The sequence below is a fragment of the Halovenus salina genome (assembly GCF_026410925.1).
In the GTDB taxonomy this organism is placed as follows: Archaea; Halobacteriota; Halobacteria; order Halobacteriales; family Haloarculaceae; genus Halovenus; species Halovenus salina.
Window position 1 is genome coordinate 101,243 of record NZ_CP112973.1, and the last position, 16,593, is coordinate 117,835.

The window sequence follows — 16,593 nt, forward strand, 5'->3', positions numbered from 1 at the left end:
ATCAGAGTCGACGCCGATTCCTACTTGGGATGGGCGCCCTGACAGCAGCACTGGCCGGGTGCAGCAGTGATGACGATCAAGAAGCAAATGACACTCCAACCGATAACACCCCGACTGATGACACTCCAACTGAGGATACTCCAACCGACGACCCTTCGACAGACTCGTTTGCTCCGGCGAGCGACCTGCCATACGGCCAGTGGCTGACGACGAATCAAAGCGGACTATTTTTTGCGTACGCCAATCTAGACAACCTTCCAGAAAACGGTGTCACTGGCTCTAATGGCTCTTCTAGCCCGCCCCTTGATGACCCGCTGGCTCTGTATCCGCTCGTGATAGGCGGGGCGGCTGTCGGAGTTGGCCAATTATCTCTTTCCTTTGCTGGGCTTGCCCAGGCGGTGAGTTCCCAAGCCACGTCAGATTCGACGGTGAGCGAGGTCACTGTCACAAATCGGGTCATAATCGCCGAGGGCTCCTTTGCAACCGACCAGTTGCACGAACGATTGACCGAGGCCACAGACCAAACGTTTGGTGTTGCTCACGAGCAAACCGGCACAGTACGAGGATACGACCAGTACGAACCTGTCGAAGTTCCCGATTCAGTGAACGATCCCCCTGCAGTAGCAGTCGCAGACGAGACAGTCATCGTTGGGCCAGATATCAGCCGACTCGAACAGACAATTGCTGCCGGAGACGGGAACCAGCCCCGAATCTTCGAGACGAATGAAAATGCGACGGAACTACTCAAAGAGGCCGGATCTGGCGATCTCGTTGTCGGTCAGTTCGGGTCAGCGACAAGTGAGCAACTGTTTGGGGACTTCCAGCCCAACACTGAACCGCAGTTCAGGCCGCGCTCTGGCGAGAATATGGTCGCGGCAGTGAATTTTGACGCGAGCGGAGACACATTCGAGTCGCAGTTCGCACTTGCCGCAGCCGACCTCGGTGAAGACAGGAAAGAAGAAATCGAAATGTCGTTCGGGACAGCGGCCCTCGATAACTCGAGATCAGTCGATGTGAGTACTGATCGTATCACCGCAACTGGGACTTATGATGTCGAACAACTCTCGGAAGACACGCCGGATCAAGAACTCTCGCAGGCTGCGGCTGCAGAACTGGTGCCGCCAGACACACTGAAATTTCAGTACGAGCCACCGCGCAGCGAGTCAGGGCTGGGTCAACTCTGGGTAACGGTTACTGAGGAAACGGAGGCGGCGGCAATCCGACTCGAAGCTGACTCCGGTGGAGGGAACGAGTTCCAGCCACAAGATGGACCGATCAGGGCAGGTGCCAATATCGTGGCACCGGTCGATCCAGCCGGTGATGTGGTGACGGTCTTTGCGGTCAACGACCAGGGCGCGGCCGGTAAACTCGTGACGCAGTCTGTGCCCACAGACGAGTTATCGGAAACAACAGCGAGTCAGGCAGTTCCAGAGGATGCACTGTCATTCAGCTACGAGTCACCTGATGCTGGCAACGTCGGGGAGTTGACGATTGAGGTCGTCACAGATACGGAGGCGGACACACTCGTTGCGCAGCCACAGGAAGGACTCCGTGCATTCACCGCCCGTGCCGGGTCGCTGAACAGCGATGAACCGGTCGGTGCTGGTACGACCCTTGAAACAGGTGTGGAACCAGAAGGCGACGAAGTTCTCGTTTACGCGACTGTCGATGGTGCCACTGGTGAGGTTGCCCGCTGGGAGGGTCCAGAGTGAACAGCTGAGTATCCTTGGCCTCCTTTCCAGCCCGAAGGGCAAAGATTCCACGGCACCCACACCCCCAGTGTCAGCCCCTCTTTTTGAGTGGCGCAATTGTTGTAGTAGTTCATCTCACCGCTCTTCAGAGAGGCGGACAGTTACAACACTACCAGTCGGCTCGTTCTCGCTGAACTCCAACTCTCCACCGGATTGGAGAACTGCCCAGTGGACGAACCAGAGACCGATCCCGACCCGGTGTTCGTCCTGTGTCTCAGTGCCATCGGCCAGAATCTGCCGTTCTCGCTCCGGAATTCCAGGGCCGTTGTCGGCGACAACTAGTTCGACTGCTGAGCCGTCGTTCTCGTGAACGCTGATTTCGACCTGTGGATCCGACCTGTCGCTGTGTGTGAGTGCGTTGTCGACGAGTTCTTCCAGGACCCGGGCGAGTAGCGTTCGATGGGTGGTGACGCGCAGTTCGTCGGGACATGTGACCGAGATATCGCTTGTCGGGTGCTCGCGACGGTAGGTCTGGGCCACATCACGTGCAACCGCAGTTACGTCGGCCGGTTCTGGGGTGTCGGTAATCGCTGCCATGCTATTCTCGGCGTGTCGAGCCTTTTGTGTCCGGTTAACGAGTTCTGTCGCAGTCTCACGGATCGTCTGGTGGTGTTCGTCGTCATCCATAGCCTCAGCATGGGCCATGATTACGTCTAGTTTGTTCCGGACGTTGTGTCTGAGGACACGGTTGAGAACGGTGAGTCGCTGCTCTCTGGTCTGCTCGTCTGTAATATCGCGCAACAGCACTGTTCTTGCAACCGGTGTCGCTCCATCGTCCTCAGAGGTGGTCGTTTCTTCGACAACTGAGACGCTGAACCGGAACTGACGACGGCCGTGAGTCGTCTGGAGTGTCACAATTCCCGTCGCACCTGGTGAGAGGTCCCGCTGTGAGAGTCCCTCAGCGAGAGTGGAGACAGAGTCGCCGATCATCGTCGAGGCAGCCTGACCGAACGTCTCCGTCGCCGCCGAGTTGACATCAAGAATGTGCCCGTCCCAGTCGAGGACGACGACGATTTCTTCTAACGCTTCGACAACGCGTGTGCGGGTGACATAGTCAGCCTCCGGAAACGGTGTCATCACCGGATACCGGTAAACTGCAACGGCAAGACAGAGACCGGAGACGAAGAAGCCGACAGTGAGAGCTTTGCTTTCGGTCTCGTTTAACACACTGGAGAGATACGGCGCACCGACCCCGATCCACACTAACACGAGCTGCCCCCTGGTGATGCGAGGGTGATTCCACCCATGTGACACCAGCCGATACGTTGAGTACACCACAAGACCCGAAATAAAGAGCAGTTCGACTCCTACCACAGCCGCGGCAACGCCTTCGGCAACTGACTGCGACGGCCCGGTGAAAGAAACCAGCATCGCACCGACCGGTGGGACGACGAGGCCGGCGACCATTGCGAGGCGGCGGCGTGTCAGACCTCGCCCACGCCCCGTGTACGAGAGGACGTAGATCGTCCAGAGACCAGGGATGAGAACAACCGGAAATAGCTGGCCGAGTTCGAACGCGTTTGTCAGCAGACCGACTGACAACACCTGTGCGACACCTTCAGCAGACACGAATAGCGCCCAGACTGTCAATGTGAGGAGCACAGCAAGAAACGACTGCGAACTCGGTCGGTCCAGAGACTGCAAGACAGTCCAGGAGACACCACCCAAGAGCACTGTCGCCCCTGCGTCGGCCAGAACGACGGGGAGACTATCAAGTACTACCATCGTTACTTGCTGAGACGGGTAGAGACGATTTTTCGTCGAAACGTACCTGACACTCCTTCGGACGGGCCTCGGTGTTCCAGAACACAATCACACCACTGTGACGCTGTGGTCGGGGCGCTATCAGGTGTCATCAGCTCTGCTGTGTGTCCAGTGAGGAGCGGCCGTCGGGTCAAACGTGGGTGACGGCCAGAAAACTGCATCATTGGGGGCTTCGACAAGTTATTTGTGAGCGTTATAAAAAGTGGCATCGGGAACTCTCACAGTCAGAAACGGCGGTTCAGTCGAGTGGCCCTTTGCCTCGAAAAACACAGATTGGAGAGTTGCCGAACAGTAAAATAATAACGGGGCTATCCGTTGACGATCGCCTCGGCGATGCTGACAGCAGTGTCCTCGCCGATTTCGCCGTAGATACTGTAGGGCTGATCGGCCTCGATATAGAGTGTGAGGAAGTCGTCATTGGTGTAGACGTAGCCTGTCGTGTCACCCACATCGACTGCCTCGTACCGGTCGGAGTCACTGTGGTCGACGTTGCTGATTGCCTCTCCACGCGCGGTGACGGTGACTGACTCCTCGCCGTCGGTGTAGGTGAGCGATACGCTGTGGTAGTCGTCGTTCTCGAAGACGACACCGCGGTCGAATCTAAAGTCGCTGGGCAGGTCAGCCGAAGGCACCGCGAGGTTGGTGTCCGAGATGAGGCTGTCGTAGCTATCGTGTCTCGACACGTCGGGCATGCTGGTCTCCTGTTCGTTCACATCGTCAGGCAGGTTGAGTTCGAAGGTCTCGTCGGGGATCTCCACGTCGAGCGTGATGTTCTCGTAGGTGACCGTCGAGGTGTGGGCGAAGTCTTCCGAACTCGTCTGGCTCACCACCTGCACCGGGAAGTAGGTGTCTCTGTCAACGTAGACCGTCGCTGTCCCCTCGGCGTCTTCCATCTGCTGGGCGTCCGTGGGGACCGCTTCAAGCACGTAGACATCCTGGCCGTCGACTGTCTCGATACCGGCGTACTCGTCCCGTGGAACTCTTGGCGTCACGAGTTTTACAAGCCGATGGGGACGCTCCACGACGCCGACCGCGGCGGCTTCATCTTCGCGCCCGAGGTCGGCGTCCACGAGGATGTCCACGAACTCGACTTCTCGAGTCTCTATCCGAACATCATCTGCACCCGGAACGTCTCGCCGGATGTCATTCGATGCAACTGCCACAGCGACCGCGAGGATGTCCCGGGCCTTGGGTACTCGATTTGCGACGACCGCGGCTATCTCGTCGACGTACTCCAACCCATCATCGATGCTCGCGATGAAATCAAAGCGACCATCCGTGACGAGAAGTGTCAGGACAATCCCGACGAGGACCGACTTGCAGAACTTGAGGGGCGGTCGGGTGCGCTGAAGTGGATTCTCGTCGCCTGCTTCGGATATCAAGGATTCAGCAATGCGAAGTTCGGGCGGATCGAATGTCACGAGGCAATCAATGCGTTCGCACGCGAGATTTTGTTGGAAACAAAACAGCGTCTGGAGGCCGGCGGCTGGCGTGTCGTCCACGGGATCGTCGATTCCATCTGGGTGATCCCCAATCCCGACATTGACGACGATGACCGCGAGAAGCTCGAAGCGCTCGCGACAGAAATTACGGAGGATGTCGAAATCCAACTCGAACACGAAGCCCATTATGACTGGGTTGCGTTCGTCCCGCAGCGGGAGAGCAACGCCGGCGCGTTGACGAAGTATTTTGGAAAAGTTGCTAACGAAGACGAATTCAAAATCAGAGGTATCGAAGCCCGGCAGCGCTCGACGCCGCAATTCATCAAAGCAGTCCAACGGGACTGTCTCGAACGATTCGACGCGACCCGGACGCCTGAGGCGGTACTTGACCGTGTTCAGGACGCTATCACGCGCCTCCATGTTGGAACGATCCCAGTCAAGGACCTCGTAGAACGGAATCGCGTTTCCAAACCACTGGAGGGATACTCACAGAATACCCAGAACGTGGCGGCACTGAAGCGGTCTCGCGACCAGGACCTTAATATCCACCCGGGACAGGATATCGAGTACGTAGTCGTTGACGACGAGAAAACCTCGCGAGAACGAGTCATGCTGGCTCACGAGGAAGTCAAGACATACGATCCAGACTATTACGAGACTGAACTCATCAGAGCCGTCGAAAGTATCCTATCACCATTGGGCTGGAATCAATTAGAGATTCGTCAAGAACTCTCAAAGATACAGGTCCCGGAGTTGCCGACGTTCGTGAGTAGTGAATGAATTAACCAACAGACCATTCATTCGATCGAGAAGAGTTGGTTAACACTGGAAACAGAACTTGGGAATCGTTCGAGGTTATGAACAGATACAAAAGAGAAAAGTAGTTCCTCAGGCTTCGTGACACCCGGGCCCCCGGGGGTTTCCGCGTAATCATCACAAAGGTGGGGAGGGGGTTAGCCCACGGAGAGAGAAGGATATCCTACATCAAGTAGGAAATAGCCGTATACAACGTTATAACAAGTATTTAGGCCAATATAAAGAAACACAGAAAGATGTGCCCAGACTGCCCACTATTGAATGATTGCTGCAAGTCAATATGAGATGTAGCTGAACTCTGTTATATAATATAATTCTTTTGTTCTAGCTAGGTATTACCTATACAATTGAGTTGATGAAAATACGAAAAGTCAACTTTCAACCGGTTAAATGGATATTTCCAATCACTCACCTCCTAATTTCTTAATAATAACTTCTCTTTTAACTCAAAACACCTCTTTATTTATAATAGACACTCTCCTCAAATTCCTTCGTCCTCATCTCTCTTTCACTGGTTATGCGGAAACCCCCGGGGGCCCGGGGATCCCCTGTCGATTACGTTGACTACTTCGTTCCTAGCGTGTCATAGAATCAGTTACGGCCGATCAGATAAGCAGCGAACTGGACAACAAATTCATCAAGTGAAGTTAGAAAGAGGGTACTAATGGAAAACGTTAGTTTAGATCAACCATGGACTTTCACGGCAGCAGTCATGGTCGTTTGGGTTCTTCTCTGGACGGGGATCGAGGTTATTCTCTTTAATGACGACGTGATGGGAGCTGTAATAACGGGAGCTGTAATTGGACTTGCATTTGCGTTTTTTTACATCGTACTCCGTCGGCAAATCGAAAGCTGAGACAAGTCTACGCGTTGCACGTAGCGGTCTTTTTCTTAGTGAGAGCCATTCTATGACACGCTATCGTTCCCCTTATTTCAACTGGAGTTATGCGGAAACCCCCGGGGCCTGCAGAAATACCCGTACCGGTCGTAATTTGTGCAGAAGCAGAACCAATCGAATGCTTAGTCTTATATGTGATGGGTGTCTGCTAATTCTTATGTCACGGACGTTTGAACGTGGATCTCAAATCTTCGAGGATGAACGTCCGCTTACGGACGATTGGGACCCAGAGGAACTCCCCGAGCGTGACGGGGAGTTGGGTCACATTCACAATGCGCTTGCGCCGGCAATACGGGATACCGGGGTAGGGCCCCACAATATGTTTCTGTTTGGGAAAACAGGACAGGGGAAAACGGCAGGCATTGAGTATAAACTCGAAGATCTGGAAAAAGCCGCAGACGACGCAGGTCTTGATATCACCAGTATAAATTATAACTGTGCTGGTGACTCGTCGTCATATCATGTTCTCATTAACCTCGTTGAACGCCTTACCGGCGATAACCTGAACGGCCATCCTATGAGTAAAATTACGAATGAGTTCTTTGAGGCTGTCTCCGATATCGGGGGCACGGTTATTGTCGTTCTTGACGAGATTGATAATATTGGTACCTCTGACGAAATTCTCTATTCTATCCCGCGTGCCAAATCAAATGGTAATATTCCAGACAGTATGCATCTCAGTGTAATCGGTATTTCGAATAATTTCAAGTTTCGAGATAACCTCTCCCCGAAAGTCAAGGATACGCTCTTTGATGAGGAAATCCATTTTGCTCCCTACAATGCGACTCAACTCCGCTCTATTTTAGAACGACGTGCCGATCAGGCTTTCAAAGATGGCGTATTGGACGAAGACGTGATTCCTCTGTGCGCAGCGAATGCAGCTCAAGATAAAGGCTCAGCTAGACAAGCGCTCCGGTATCTGTACAAAGCCGGTGAACTCGCATCGAACACGGGCAATGAGATGGTCACTGAAGACCATGTTCGGAGAGCTCGTGAGCGCATCGATCGGAAGAACATCGAGAAAGGAATTCGAGAGATGACGCTTCAGGACCAAATGTCCCTTACTGCTGTTGTCGCACTTGAGGTCGAGGGTTCAACGCCGGCGAAAACAACTGAACTGTACGCGCGATACAAGGACATCGCTCGAGAAATTAACGCTGATATCCGTACCCAGCGTAGTCTTCGTGATCATCTGCTTGAGCTTGATCTAATGGGTGTTGTTGATGCGACGAAGAAACAAACCGGCAATCGAGGTGGCCCTCACTACGTCTTTGAAATGGCCTCTGACCTCGGCATGACTCTCGATATTCTCTCTGAGGACTCGCGGTTAGGTGACGCCGTTGAATTGGTCACCACGAATCGCTCCATTGAGGAGTATCTTGATTAATCGGGTTATGCAATTCACTGAGGCCTGCTTAGACTGCATGTCAGTGCGAGCCTTCTCGACAGACCGTTATGCGGAACACCCCGGGGGAGGGACGAGGACCATCTGTCAACTGTCTCTGGATTAAGTCTCGCGGTAGCACTCTTCTATCGCTCCCGAGGGTCAGTAACGTTACGCGGAAACCCCCGGGGGTGGGAAGGATGAAATAGAGATACACTCTGACATGGTAATTGGTAGACTATAGCTACTTACGCGGAAGTACCCGGGGGTCCGTGCGTTTATTCATCCGGGTTAACCGGCCCCTTATATTTCGACTTGATTTTGTCACCTTCCCGCCACTGCCAGTAGTAGTAGCGGTTGTCGTTGATTTCCTTGATCGTGATAGTGGCCTTCGACGGGACATCATCCGGGAGGTTATCGGGGCGCTCGTCGTTCTCCGCTGACTCCTCTTCGAGACGAGCCTCTCGGGCTTTGTGTTCTGCGAGCTCCTCGGCGTAGTCTACGACGTGCTGGAGCTGGTCCGGGGAGTACCCGTTGAGTGTGTCGACGATATCTGCTGGGAGTTCCGCCGGCGGCGTCGGTGGCTCGTAGGACATTAGCGGTCACCTCGTATTAACCAACAGAGCGCCTACTAACAAAGATTTGTTGGTTAATTAGAGATCATCTCGTCGCCACTCGAATCCTGAAGAGCGCGGATAGTGATCTAGTCGATGGATCGTAGATTTAATTCCAATTTCACCGATGTATTTATATCTATATCGGTGAAATTGGAATTAATGAGAGCAACGGCGCTACAGATTATCGACTGCTTGCGGGATCGATCATACCTTGTCGGTGAGTTAGCCGAAGCGATCGGCAAAAGTCAAAGCTGGACGTCGGAGGTCGTGAATGATCTGGAGGAGGACAATCTCATCGACCGAACTGATGGTGTCGGGCTGGCTACCACGTACGAGGCGACGCTGCTTGCAGACCTCCTCGAACAGTATGCACTTGAAAAAGTACTGACGGGGACCAAAGAGGAGATTCTGGGTGCGCTTCTCGACGGGCCGAAGACCATCTCGGAGTTAGAACAACAAGGGTTTGCGAAGTCGACGCTCTACCAGCACGTGAACAAAATCCGGGAGACAGGGGCGATTACACAAACAGACGATGGATACACAATTACCGACGACACGCTTCGGTCCTTTCTGGAAGCCAGAACTCGAACCACGCCGTTCGAGACGGAGTTCCGCGCACATGGCGAGCGACTGGTCGCGGCGAGCAAGGACGATGTCGACGGCACGCCAACTGCGTTCTCGGCGTTCACCCGCTACGGTGTCGATTATCATCCGGCAAAGACCTACGTCTACCAGGACGATCGCTCGTTAGAGCTTGAAGAGATCTTGATTCATGCGGTGGTCGTTGCCGAGACCAAGAAACAGATGGGGATGGCTGGCGTGTTCTATCTCACCCACCGCGCCACGCTCGACTCTAGCGAGCTGTGGAGGCTCGCGAACAGATGGGACTGCGTCGAAAAATGGGCTGACCTCTTTGCGTACATCGATCAACGCGAGGTACATCAAGAAGACCTCTTTCTTCCCTGGGAGGAGTTCATCGCACTCGCAAACGACTATGGGGTTTACCCACGCGGGCAACATCCGGAAGATAGCCTTCGACGCGGGCTCGAAGAACTCGGTAGGCAGCTCAAGACGCCTGTCGACGTGTATCTCCTTGGAGGTGGCAACCTCATTCTGCGTGGCCTGAAGGATTCGACCAAGGATGTCGACCTCGTCGTCGAAGACGGCCAAACGTTCTTTGCGGTCGCGGAAACGCTACAGGACCAGGGATACGAGGAACGTGGCAATTTAGAAAGCGCATACACTCAACTTGATCCCAGTCTGGTGCTCGAGAAAGAGGGGTTTCCGCGCTGGGACATCTTCGTCGAGACTGTCGCTGGCCAGCTCCAGCTGAACGAGGCAATGATCGAACGGTGCGACCAATCCTACGAGTATGGGAACCTCCACGTGCATCTGCTCTCACTGACCGACATCTTCCTGTTCAAATCGATCACCGAGCGAGAGGGGGACCTCGAAGATGTCGCGTTGATCGGCAAGCAGGCTAATCCCGACTGGGAAGAAATCTTCGAGGAGATCAAAACCCAGGAGGCCCGCACGGGGCAGTTCTTCTCCTTTGCAGTGCTCGATACGTTCGATGTCCTCGAGGAGCGGCACGATATTGTCGCGCCAATCACAGAGCGGCTCGTCTCATACTGTCTTGAGAACGCGTTGCTCGTCTCGCTGGAAGATCCGAAAACGATTGAAGACCTCCGGGAAGAGATAGAGTTCCCGGATCACCAAATCTACAACAAGCTCCGGAAGCTCGAGGAGGAGGGGGAGATCACTGTCGACCGGAGTGGGCGGCTCAATACGTACGAGCGGACCGAATCAAGTGAGTGCTGACTCCACACTTCAACGTCCGGGTTCGCAGCGCCTTCTAGATTATACGAGAGGGTACAAACATATATGAGAGTACAGCGTCAACACTGTTGCAAGAGGTGCCACGCATGTCCGAATCCTCGCGAGATGGCGTCCAGTCGTGGTCCAAGTCAATGAGTGCCCGTGACCGAATTCGGGTGGTCGCCGAGACGCTTCGCGAACCACGGTCAGTCAACTGGATCAGCGAGCAGGCCGACGCCGCCTGGAGCACAACCAACGAGGAACTCCAGGATCTTGTCGACCAAGGCCAGCTGCGTCGCGTCAAGTCCGGCGAGATGACGCGCTATCAGCCAGACTACACGCGACTGCTCTTCGAGGAAATCCGCACGCTCATCGAAGAAAACACGCGCGAAGAACTGCGGAGCGAACTGGCCGCGATAACCGAGGAGATGGAGGAGTGGCAGGCAACCTACGATATCGAGACGTGGGAGGAGCTTGAACAGTCGCTCGCCGACGGTGACCTCGCAAGTGCCGAGCTTCGGGAACGCCGCCACGTCATCGCGTTCTGGCGCGAAAACGAGGAGGACCGTCGGCTCATCAAGCACGCACTCGAACTCTACACCGACGTCGAAGCCGCTCGCGAACAAATGACCGACGTGGCCGACCGCGCCACGAGCTAATCCTCTCTTCACACAGAATGATCTTTCTGGCCGGCCGTGACCGCTATACACAGCGGACTCTCCTCCGCGACATTCACGACCGATTGACGAGACAGGCTGGGTGTGAGGACGTCCGCTATCGTCCGTCTCGACGCCGACCACGGTACGTCATCGCGGATATCGATCCGACGACGTTTCTGAGTAACTCTTACGACGCGGAGACCGCACGACTGGAGATCCGTTTCTGGTACCCCGCTGGCGTCGAGCATGAATACTACCGCATTAACTGGGTCGAACCGGACCGGAACCTCATGATCGGCTTTCACCAGGACGCCGATCATCCGGGTCTTGGGCGCTGCCACATCCAACTCAATCACGAAGACACGCCCGCTGATCGGCATGGTGTAATGTTTCTCGATGCGCACGCTCTCGCCATCCTTGATGACCGACTACAGCAGTTCACAACGGCGGTAGAAGCGGTTCGCTGGGAGAATGGGACGCCCTCGATCCCAACTTGGCCGGTCTAGACCGCTAGTTCATCGAGTGTCTCATGATGCGTCCGGATGGTAGTTGGGGTGACATCCCCGGACTCAGCCACATCACTTTGCGTCACCCACTTTCCCTGTTCTTGCCCCGCTTTGTGGAGACAGGCCGCTGCGAACCCGGCGGGTTACGCGCTTGCGCCAGCGGTCGTGGTCACTCAGACACTTGTCGAACTGACAGGGATGGTCGTCCTCACACGGGTCGTATCCGCGTGGTTGGTTCCAGATGGCCCCAATTAAACTGGAAATCCCTTGGTTTCACCCGTCTAGACCCGGCTCCTAGCTCGCATAGTCGAGCGCAAATCACTTCAAAATCATCCGAATACTCTCCACCAACAATCGCTTACGCAAGAGCGATATCAATTAATGGCTAGCTCCTCTTCGAAGATGTCCGTCTGGTCCTCATCGAGTGTTAACCAAAACTCGTATTGGTTGTCTTCACCGCTCCATCGGGCTGACATAATAGACCGTCTGAACTCCTTCGTGTGTTTCATTGAAAGTCCAGAGAGAATTCCAGAAACTCCGCTGCTTCCGTCGACTACCTCACCGTACTCGGTTTCAATTCGTTCGATAATTTCGTGAGTCAATAGCGGTCGGTTTGCATTGTAGAGGGCCCGAAGAAGAGCCTCCTGTTTGTCGGTTAATCGGCTAAAAAAGTCTGAGGGAAAGTATCCGACAAAATCTTCGGGGACCTCATCTTGGGATTTTTCGACCCCCGGCGGGTCGATTGCCCACTCTTCGAGTGCAAACTTGACAAGTGTCTCCTCACGCGCCTCTATTTCGGATTTGCTAAACTGTTCGGAGTCCGCCAGCTCGCGCTGGACCCTGAGTGCAGAGGATTCGTAGTCAATTTCACGGTCTCCACTCGCGCACTTCTTTTCGGAAAACGGGAGGTTTCCGTAAGAATTGTTCCAGTAACGACTGGCAAGGGTGAGGTTCCCGAGTCGATGAACGTGGTCTTCGAACTCGTCTTGAAGTTCTCTTGGGATTGATTCGTCTGGAAGCTTACGGGCGAGGATATGCTCGACCTGGAATTCGCTCGAAAGGATGTGTGGGATATCCCGCAGGATTTCTTCATCAGCCTCTGAGTCGATCTGTTGCCCGTAGTGGTAGAACAGGTATTTCGTATCGCGGCTGGAATTACTCGCATAGAAGTCAGGATCTCGAAGCTGACGCTCGAAACGTTCATCTGGGGTGTATCGGTCGGTAACGCTGTCGATTTTCTCGACAACTGCCTGTGAATCGAGAGATGAATCAGTGTGAATTTCGTGAGCGAGTCGGACAAGACGTCCCCGACCAGTGTCTGACCGGCGATTGTCGATAGCATACATTCTGAACACTAGTGTCTCACACGCGTCGATTATTTGCCGGAACCCGTCGGGGTCGTCCTCGGCAAACTGAAGATAGGATGCCATGAGAATCGGCAATATATTCGCCATCCGACCGAGTTCCAGCAATCGCAAGAGCGGTTCGGCTACTTCCCGGGGATGATTCTGTGGCTCAAACATCGCGGCAAAAGCCGCTGACCCTTCGCGTAGGTCCTGTACGTAGTGATTAATCTCTTCTTGGACTTTGCTGAGGTTGCCAGAACGATACTCTTCACGCAGTCGTGTCTTGAGCGTTTCAAAGCTTTGGAAATACTCATTCGAATCGTACCCATCGTACATTCCCCAGTGGAATCGAAGGAAGCTGTCTTCATCGAAATCGTTGACCCGCTCGTGTCCTGTTTTGAGTACAAAGAGGTCCCTGTAGATACCCCCAAATCGCTGTTTTATGACTGTTTCAAGCGACGTCCCGTCTCCAGAGCGGTCGTCCATGTACATCAGGAAACTCTTCGTTTTATCCAGGGTTGAGAGAGGACGGCCTCGGTCGTTCAAACTTTCGAAAATTGAGGCTGCTTCCGATTGATCGTCTATCTCAACGACGTTGACACGGCAGTCGTAGCGAAGTTTATTTGCTAATTCTAAGACGGTACTGTCCTCCAATTCTCCAAGCCTCGCCTCAAAATAATCGAAGGCCTGCTTTAGCCGGTCTTGCGATGGGGTCTCCGTCTCAATTTGTGCTGTTCCGAGCAATCCATCTCTGAAATATTCCTTGTCTTGGTCCTGGGGAAGCAACCGTGGGCGTTCTGTTACCGGGAACAGGAGATTATCTTCAGCTAGCATTTCTTCGACTGTATCGCTCCGCTGTGCTGCGACGTGCAAGAATACAATTGAGGTAGTTAACCGCTGTTGCCCGTCAACAACGTCATATCTCACAAACCGCTTCCCGCGTTCTGTTCGGTGGTGGTCGTCTTGCTCGTTCAGTATGATGTTCCCGAAAAAGTGTGACTTGCCCTCTGGTAAATAGAGCAGGTCCTCAAGAAAATCCTGAAGCTGTGACTCTGTCCAGGAGTAACTTCTCTGGTAGCTCGGGATGTCGAATATCCCATCGGTCAACAACGAATCAAGATGAACCGTTCGTGTATCCATACCACGTCTTGTCACGTCTCCATAGCAAATAGGTAGCGATATGCGAATTCGTAATTTGGCTCATGGCTACATCCAACAGCGGCTACGGTCCTATATATCGACTTCTTCAAGAGCTTCAGTAGCCACATCACCGAGTTCACCAGCCTCGATATGGGAGTACCGCTCACGCACCATTTCTTCGGAATTATCGAGATAACGGGCAGCCATAGTATATCCAAATGCTCGGACCAGAACCTCCCCCATCCCCCGGCGACCACCATGTGGGGCGAGATAGTCGTGTTTCGGATGGTCGATGTCGATTTCTGCGGTTTCCGAGAGTCGCTGGAGGACTGAGCGGGCACCGTCTGTCGTCATCGACGGGGGTCGGATGTCTTCATCCAGCACCAACAAAAGGTCTCGGGCGTACTCCTCACGTCGTTCATCAATCGCAGCCGGCCGCTCCCCTCGGTCGGCTAGCTCCTCCTGCACGAGCACTGCGAGCGTTCGCTGGTCGAACGTCGGGAACACCGGCCAGCGCTCCGTGGGTGGGTCCATCAACTTCCGGTAGCTTCGTAGCGGCGAAATCACCGGGTCGGGGAGGCTGGCAGCGTCCCACTGTTGTTTTTTCCGGTAAACGTCCATACTCCCGTCCTCAAGCGAGAGGTCCTCCCAGCGAACGCCACGCCGGCGCGGGTCATTCGGATCCCGGAGGAGCTCCCCCACACGGACGGCCGTGTACGCGAGGACGAACACAAGCGCCCGGTCACGAGCCGTTTTCAGCGCTTCGTAACGCGCTCGCTGCTTGTCGATGGTGCCAGTATCCTCTGGGAGTGTCGTGTACGCCTCGACGGCGTCGCGGGCTCGCTCGTCGACGTGACGGGTGATTGCGTGGCGTTGTTCGGACGTCCATGCCTGCTGGTCACCGGGCTTGCGACCGTCGTCCTCAGGGAGCGGGGCCATCGCGCTTGCTCGCTGTGCGTAATGCGCCTTGAGGTAGCCCTCGTTAACGCACCAGCCACACCACGCAGAGATATAGCGGTAGTAAGTTTGGACCGTATTCTGCTTGAGCCCCAGATCGCCGGCGAGATGTCGGGCGTACTCTCGGAACACGCGTTCATCGAGGTCCTCGACGGTGGGCTCTCTGTCGACGTCGTCGGGGACGATCCCGGTCCAGTCGTCAGGGCCTCGGTCGCCGGCGGCCCATTCAGCGAACCGGTCGAGCTCGCGTTCCGCGTTGCGTCGATAGTTTCCGCCGTCGCCACCGCGGCCTTTCCCCTTGTCTTGGAGGTAGCGCTCGAAGGAACTCGCGAGCGGCGTCGAACTACTGCGTGTCGAAGAGGGATTCTGATTCATAGATATGTGTTACGGGAGCAGATGGTCGTCCAAGATGTCGCTACAATTGGTGGGAATTCCTTCCCACGCAGCCTTCACGGCATTGTATCCGATCCACCCCTCGCGTTCCAACAGCTCCCCGCAGGCTTCACAGAACTCCTGCCGCGAAATCAGGTCATTGTCGTAGAGGATGTAGAACAGAAATGGCGGGGCTACGACCTGGATCGATTCGTCTTGGTCGTGGACGACCCGGCGGATCGAGCGGCGGCCAGCCGCGTCCATCAAGATGACGAGGTCGACAGCCTCCGGGTTCTGTAGCACTTCCTGGCGGAGCGATTCTTCACCGGCGTCCGCTCCATGCGGGCGAGGGACACTCGTTATCTGCGTCAGCGTTGTTTCGGCGTCTTCGAGCGCTTTGAGTGCGGCACGGCTCCCATGATGAAGCCGGTAGGGACGACTTCCCTCTGGTGCGGTCTCCCGCGTGTTTTCGACGTGCCGTTCGAGTTCCTGCTTGCAGACGTTTGTCGTCGTGAGTCCAATATGGTCAGTGAGCTGGCCAAATAAGGAACTATTCGCAACGGCGATCAGCGCGTCAGTATCGACGAGAATCGGATACCGTGTGTCGTCGGCAGTCATTCAGACGAGATAATCACTGGTGTCCTCTCCGGCAGCCTCGCGGAAGGCGTCGATATCCTCTTGGAGTAGATCGAACTCGTCACCGAGAAGCACACGGGCGGCGTCCTCCGAGAGTTCACCAGCCGAATAGCGTTCATAAATCGCGATCTTATCATCGTCCGTCATCGCTCGCCGAAGCATCTGGGTGAGCCCTTCGCGTGCGAGTTCACTAATGTTGATTCCCCCCAGATGAACAGAGTCTATTTCCGTAGCTGCCTCTTTGAGCGGGCCAGCACGGAATTTAATCGTATCATCAAGCGATTCTTGGCTCATACGTGAATCTATGTTGGCCGGGATATTAAGTTGTTCCCTACTGTGTGAACACGTAGGTACAAAAAATTAATCAGACGGAAATCTGTGCGACTCGCCACCTGGTTAGAGACGCATCCCGTCTCACGGTGACCATGCCGTGTGACGGAACACTGATTTATATAGATTATTAGAAATCCGACTTTCACTTAACCAC

Annotated in this window: 12 protein-coding genes and 2 pseudogenes; 7 read left to right on the forward strand and 7 right to left on the reverse strand. The window is 54.7% G+C overall.

Features of this window, described 5'->3' with window-relative positions; translation table 11 throughout:
- Positions 1 to 428: 428 nt before the first annotated feature.
- Positions 429 to 1,712 (forward strand): hypothetical protein, encoded by a 1,284-nt coding sequence (locus OSC37_RS17390; RefSeq protein ID WP_267164224.1) that lies wholly within the window; start codon positions 429 to 431, stop codon positions 1,710 to 1,712.
- Positions 1,713 to 1,826: 114 nt separating this feature from the next.
- Here the strand turns inward: OSC37_RS17390 and OSC37_RS17395 are convergent, their stop codons facing one another.
- On the reverse strand, positions 1,827 to 3,476 hold the full coding sequence (locus OSC37_RS17395; protein WP_267164225.1) for an ATP-binding protein: 1,650 nt from the start codon (positions 3,474 to 3,476) through the stop codon (positions 1,827 to 1,829).
- Positions 3,477 to 3,823: 347 nt separating this feature from the next.
- A complete protein-coding gene (locus OSC37_RS17400) occupies positions 3,824 to 4,408 on the reverse strand; it encodes a DUF4367 domain-containing protein (protein WP_368409595.1) in 585 nt (194 codons plus the stop codon).
- 60 nt (positions 4,409 to 4,468) lie between these two features.
- Between OSC37_RS17400 and OSC37_RS17405 the strand changes: the two are divergent.
- Positions 4,469 to 5,737, forward strand: a pseudogene (locus OSC37_RS17405) (type B DNA-directed DNA polymerase); the annotation flags it as partial.
- A gap of 1,091 nt (positions 5,738 to 6,828) precedes the next feature.
- Positions 6,829 to 8,058 (forward strand): Cdc6/Cdc18 family protein, encoded by a 1,230-nt coding sequence (locus OSC37_RS17410; RefSeq protein WP_267164226.1) that lies wholly within the window; start codon positions 6,829 to 6,831, stop codon positions 8,056 to 8,058.
- 275 nt (positions 8,059 to 8,333) lie between these two features.
- On the opposite strand, the gene OSC37_RS17415 is transcribed toward OSC37_RS17410, so the two are convergent.
- The gene (locus OSC37_RS17415) at positions 8,334 to 8,651 is read right to left on the reverse strand and encodes a DUF6788 family protein (protein WP_267164227.1); all 318 of its coding nucleotides are present in this window, start codon (positions 8,649 to 8,651) and stop codon (positions 8,334 to 8,336) included.
- 288 nt (positions 8,652 to 8,939) lie between these two features.
- On the opposite strand from OSC37_RS17415, the gene OSC37_RS17420 reads away from it, so the two are divergent.
- The 4 genes and pseudogenes from OSC37_RS17420 to OSC37_RS17440 all read left to right on the forward strand — a co-directional run.
- Positions 8,940 to 10,493 carry a transcriptional regulator gene (locus OSC37_RS17420; RefSeq protein ID WP_368409596.1) on the forward strand — a complete coding sequence of 518 codons (1,554 nt, stop codon included), beginning with the start codon at positions 8,940 to 8,942 and terminating at the stop codon, positions 10,491 to 10,493.
- 104 nt (positions 10,494 to 10,597) lie between these two features.
- Entirely contained in the window at positions 10,598 to 11,149 is a 552-nt protein-coding gene (locus OSC37_RS17425) for a DUF7342 family protein (RefSeq protein ID WP_267164229.1), read from the forward strand.
- 17 nt (positions 11,150 to 11,166) lie between these two features.
- On the forward strand, positions 11,167 to 11,655 hold the full coding sequence (locus tag OSC37_RS19040; protein ID WP_368409597.1) for a hypothetical protein: 489 nt from the start codon (positions 11,167 to 11,169) through the stop codon (positions 11,653 to 11,655).
- Positions 11,656 to 11,778: 123 nt separating this feature from the next.
- Positions 11,779 to 11,910 (forward strand): annotated as a pseudogene (locus tag OSC37_RS17440) (arsenic resistance protein); the annotation flags it as partial.
- Between the two features lie 119 nt (positions 11,911 to 12,029).
- On the opposite strand, the gene OSC37_RS17445 reads toward OSC37_RS17440, so the two are convergent.
- From OSC37_RS17445 to OSC37_RS17460, 4 genes are all read right to left on the reverse strand, one after another.
- On the reverse strand, positions 12,030 to 14,141 hold the full coding sequence (locus OSC37_RS17445) for a DUF262 domain-containing protein (RefSeq protein WP_267164231.1): 2,112 nt from the start codon (positions 14,139 to 14,141) through the stop codon (positions 12,030 to 12,032).
- Between the two features lie 90 nt (positions 14,142 to 14,231).
- Positions 14,232 to 15,473 (reverse strand): phage integrase SAM-like domain-containing protein, encoded by a 1,242-nt coding sequence (locus OSC37_RS17450; protein ID WP_267164232.1) that lies wholly within the window; start codon positions 15,471 to 15,473, stop codon positions 14,232 to 14,234.
- Positions 15,474 to 15,482: 9 nt separating this feature from the next.
- Entirely contained in the window at positions 15,483 to 16,088 is a 606-nt protein-coding gene (locus tag OSC37_RS17455) for a hypothetical protein (RefSeq protein WP_267164233.1), read from the reverse strand.
- Positions 16,089 to 16,400 carry a DUF8065 family protein gene (locus tag OSC37_RS17460; protein ID WP_267164234.1) on the reverse strand — a complete coding sequence of 104 codons (312 nt, stop codon included), beginning with the start codon at positions 16,398 to 16,400 and terminating at the stop codon, positions 16,089 to 16,091. It abuts the gene before it with no gap.
- Between the last annotated feature and the right edge of the window lie 193 nt (positions 16,401 to 16,593).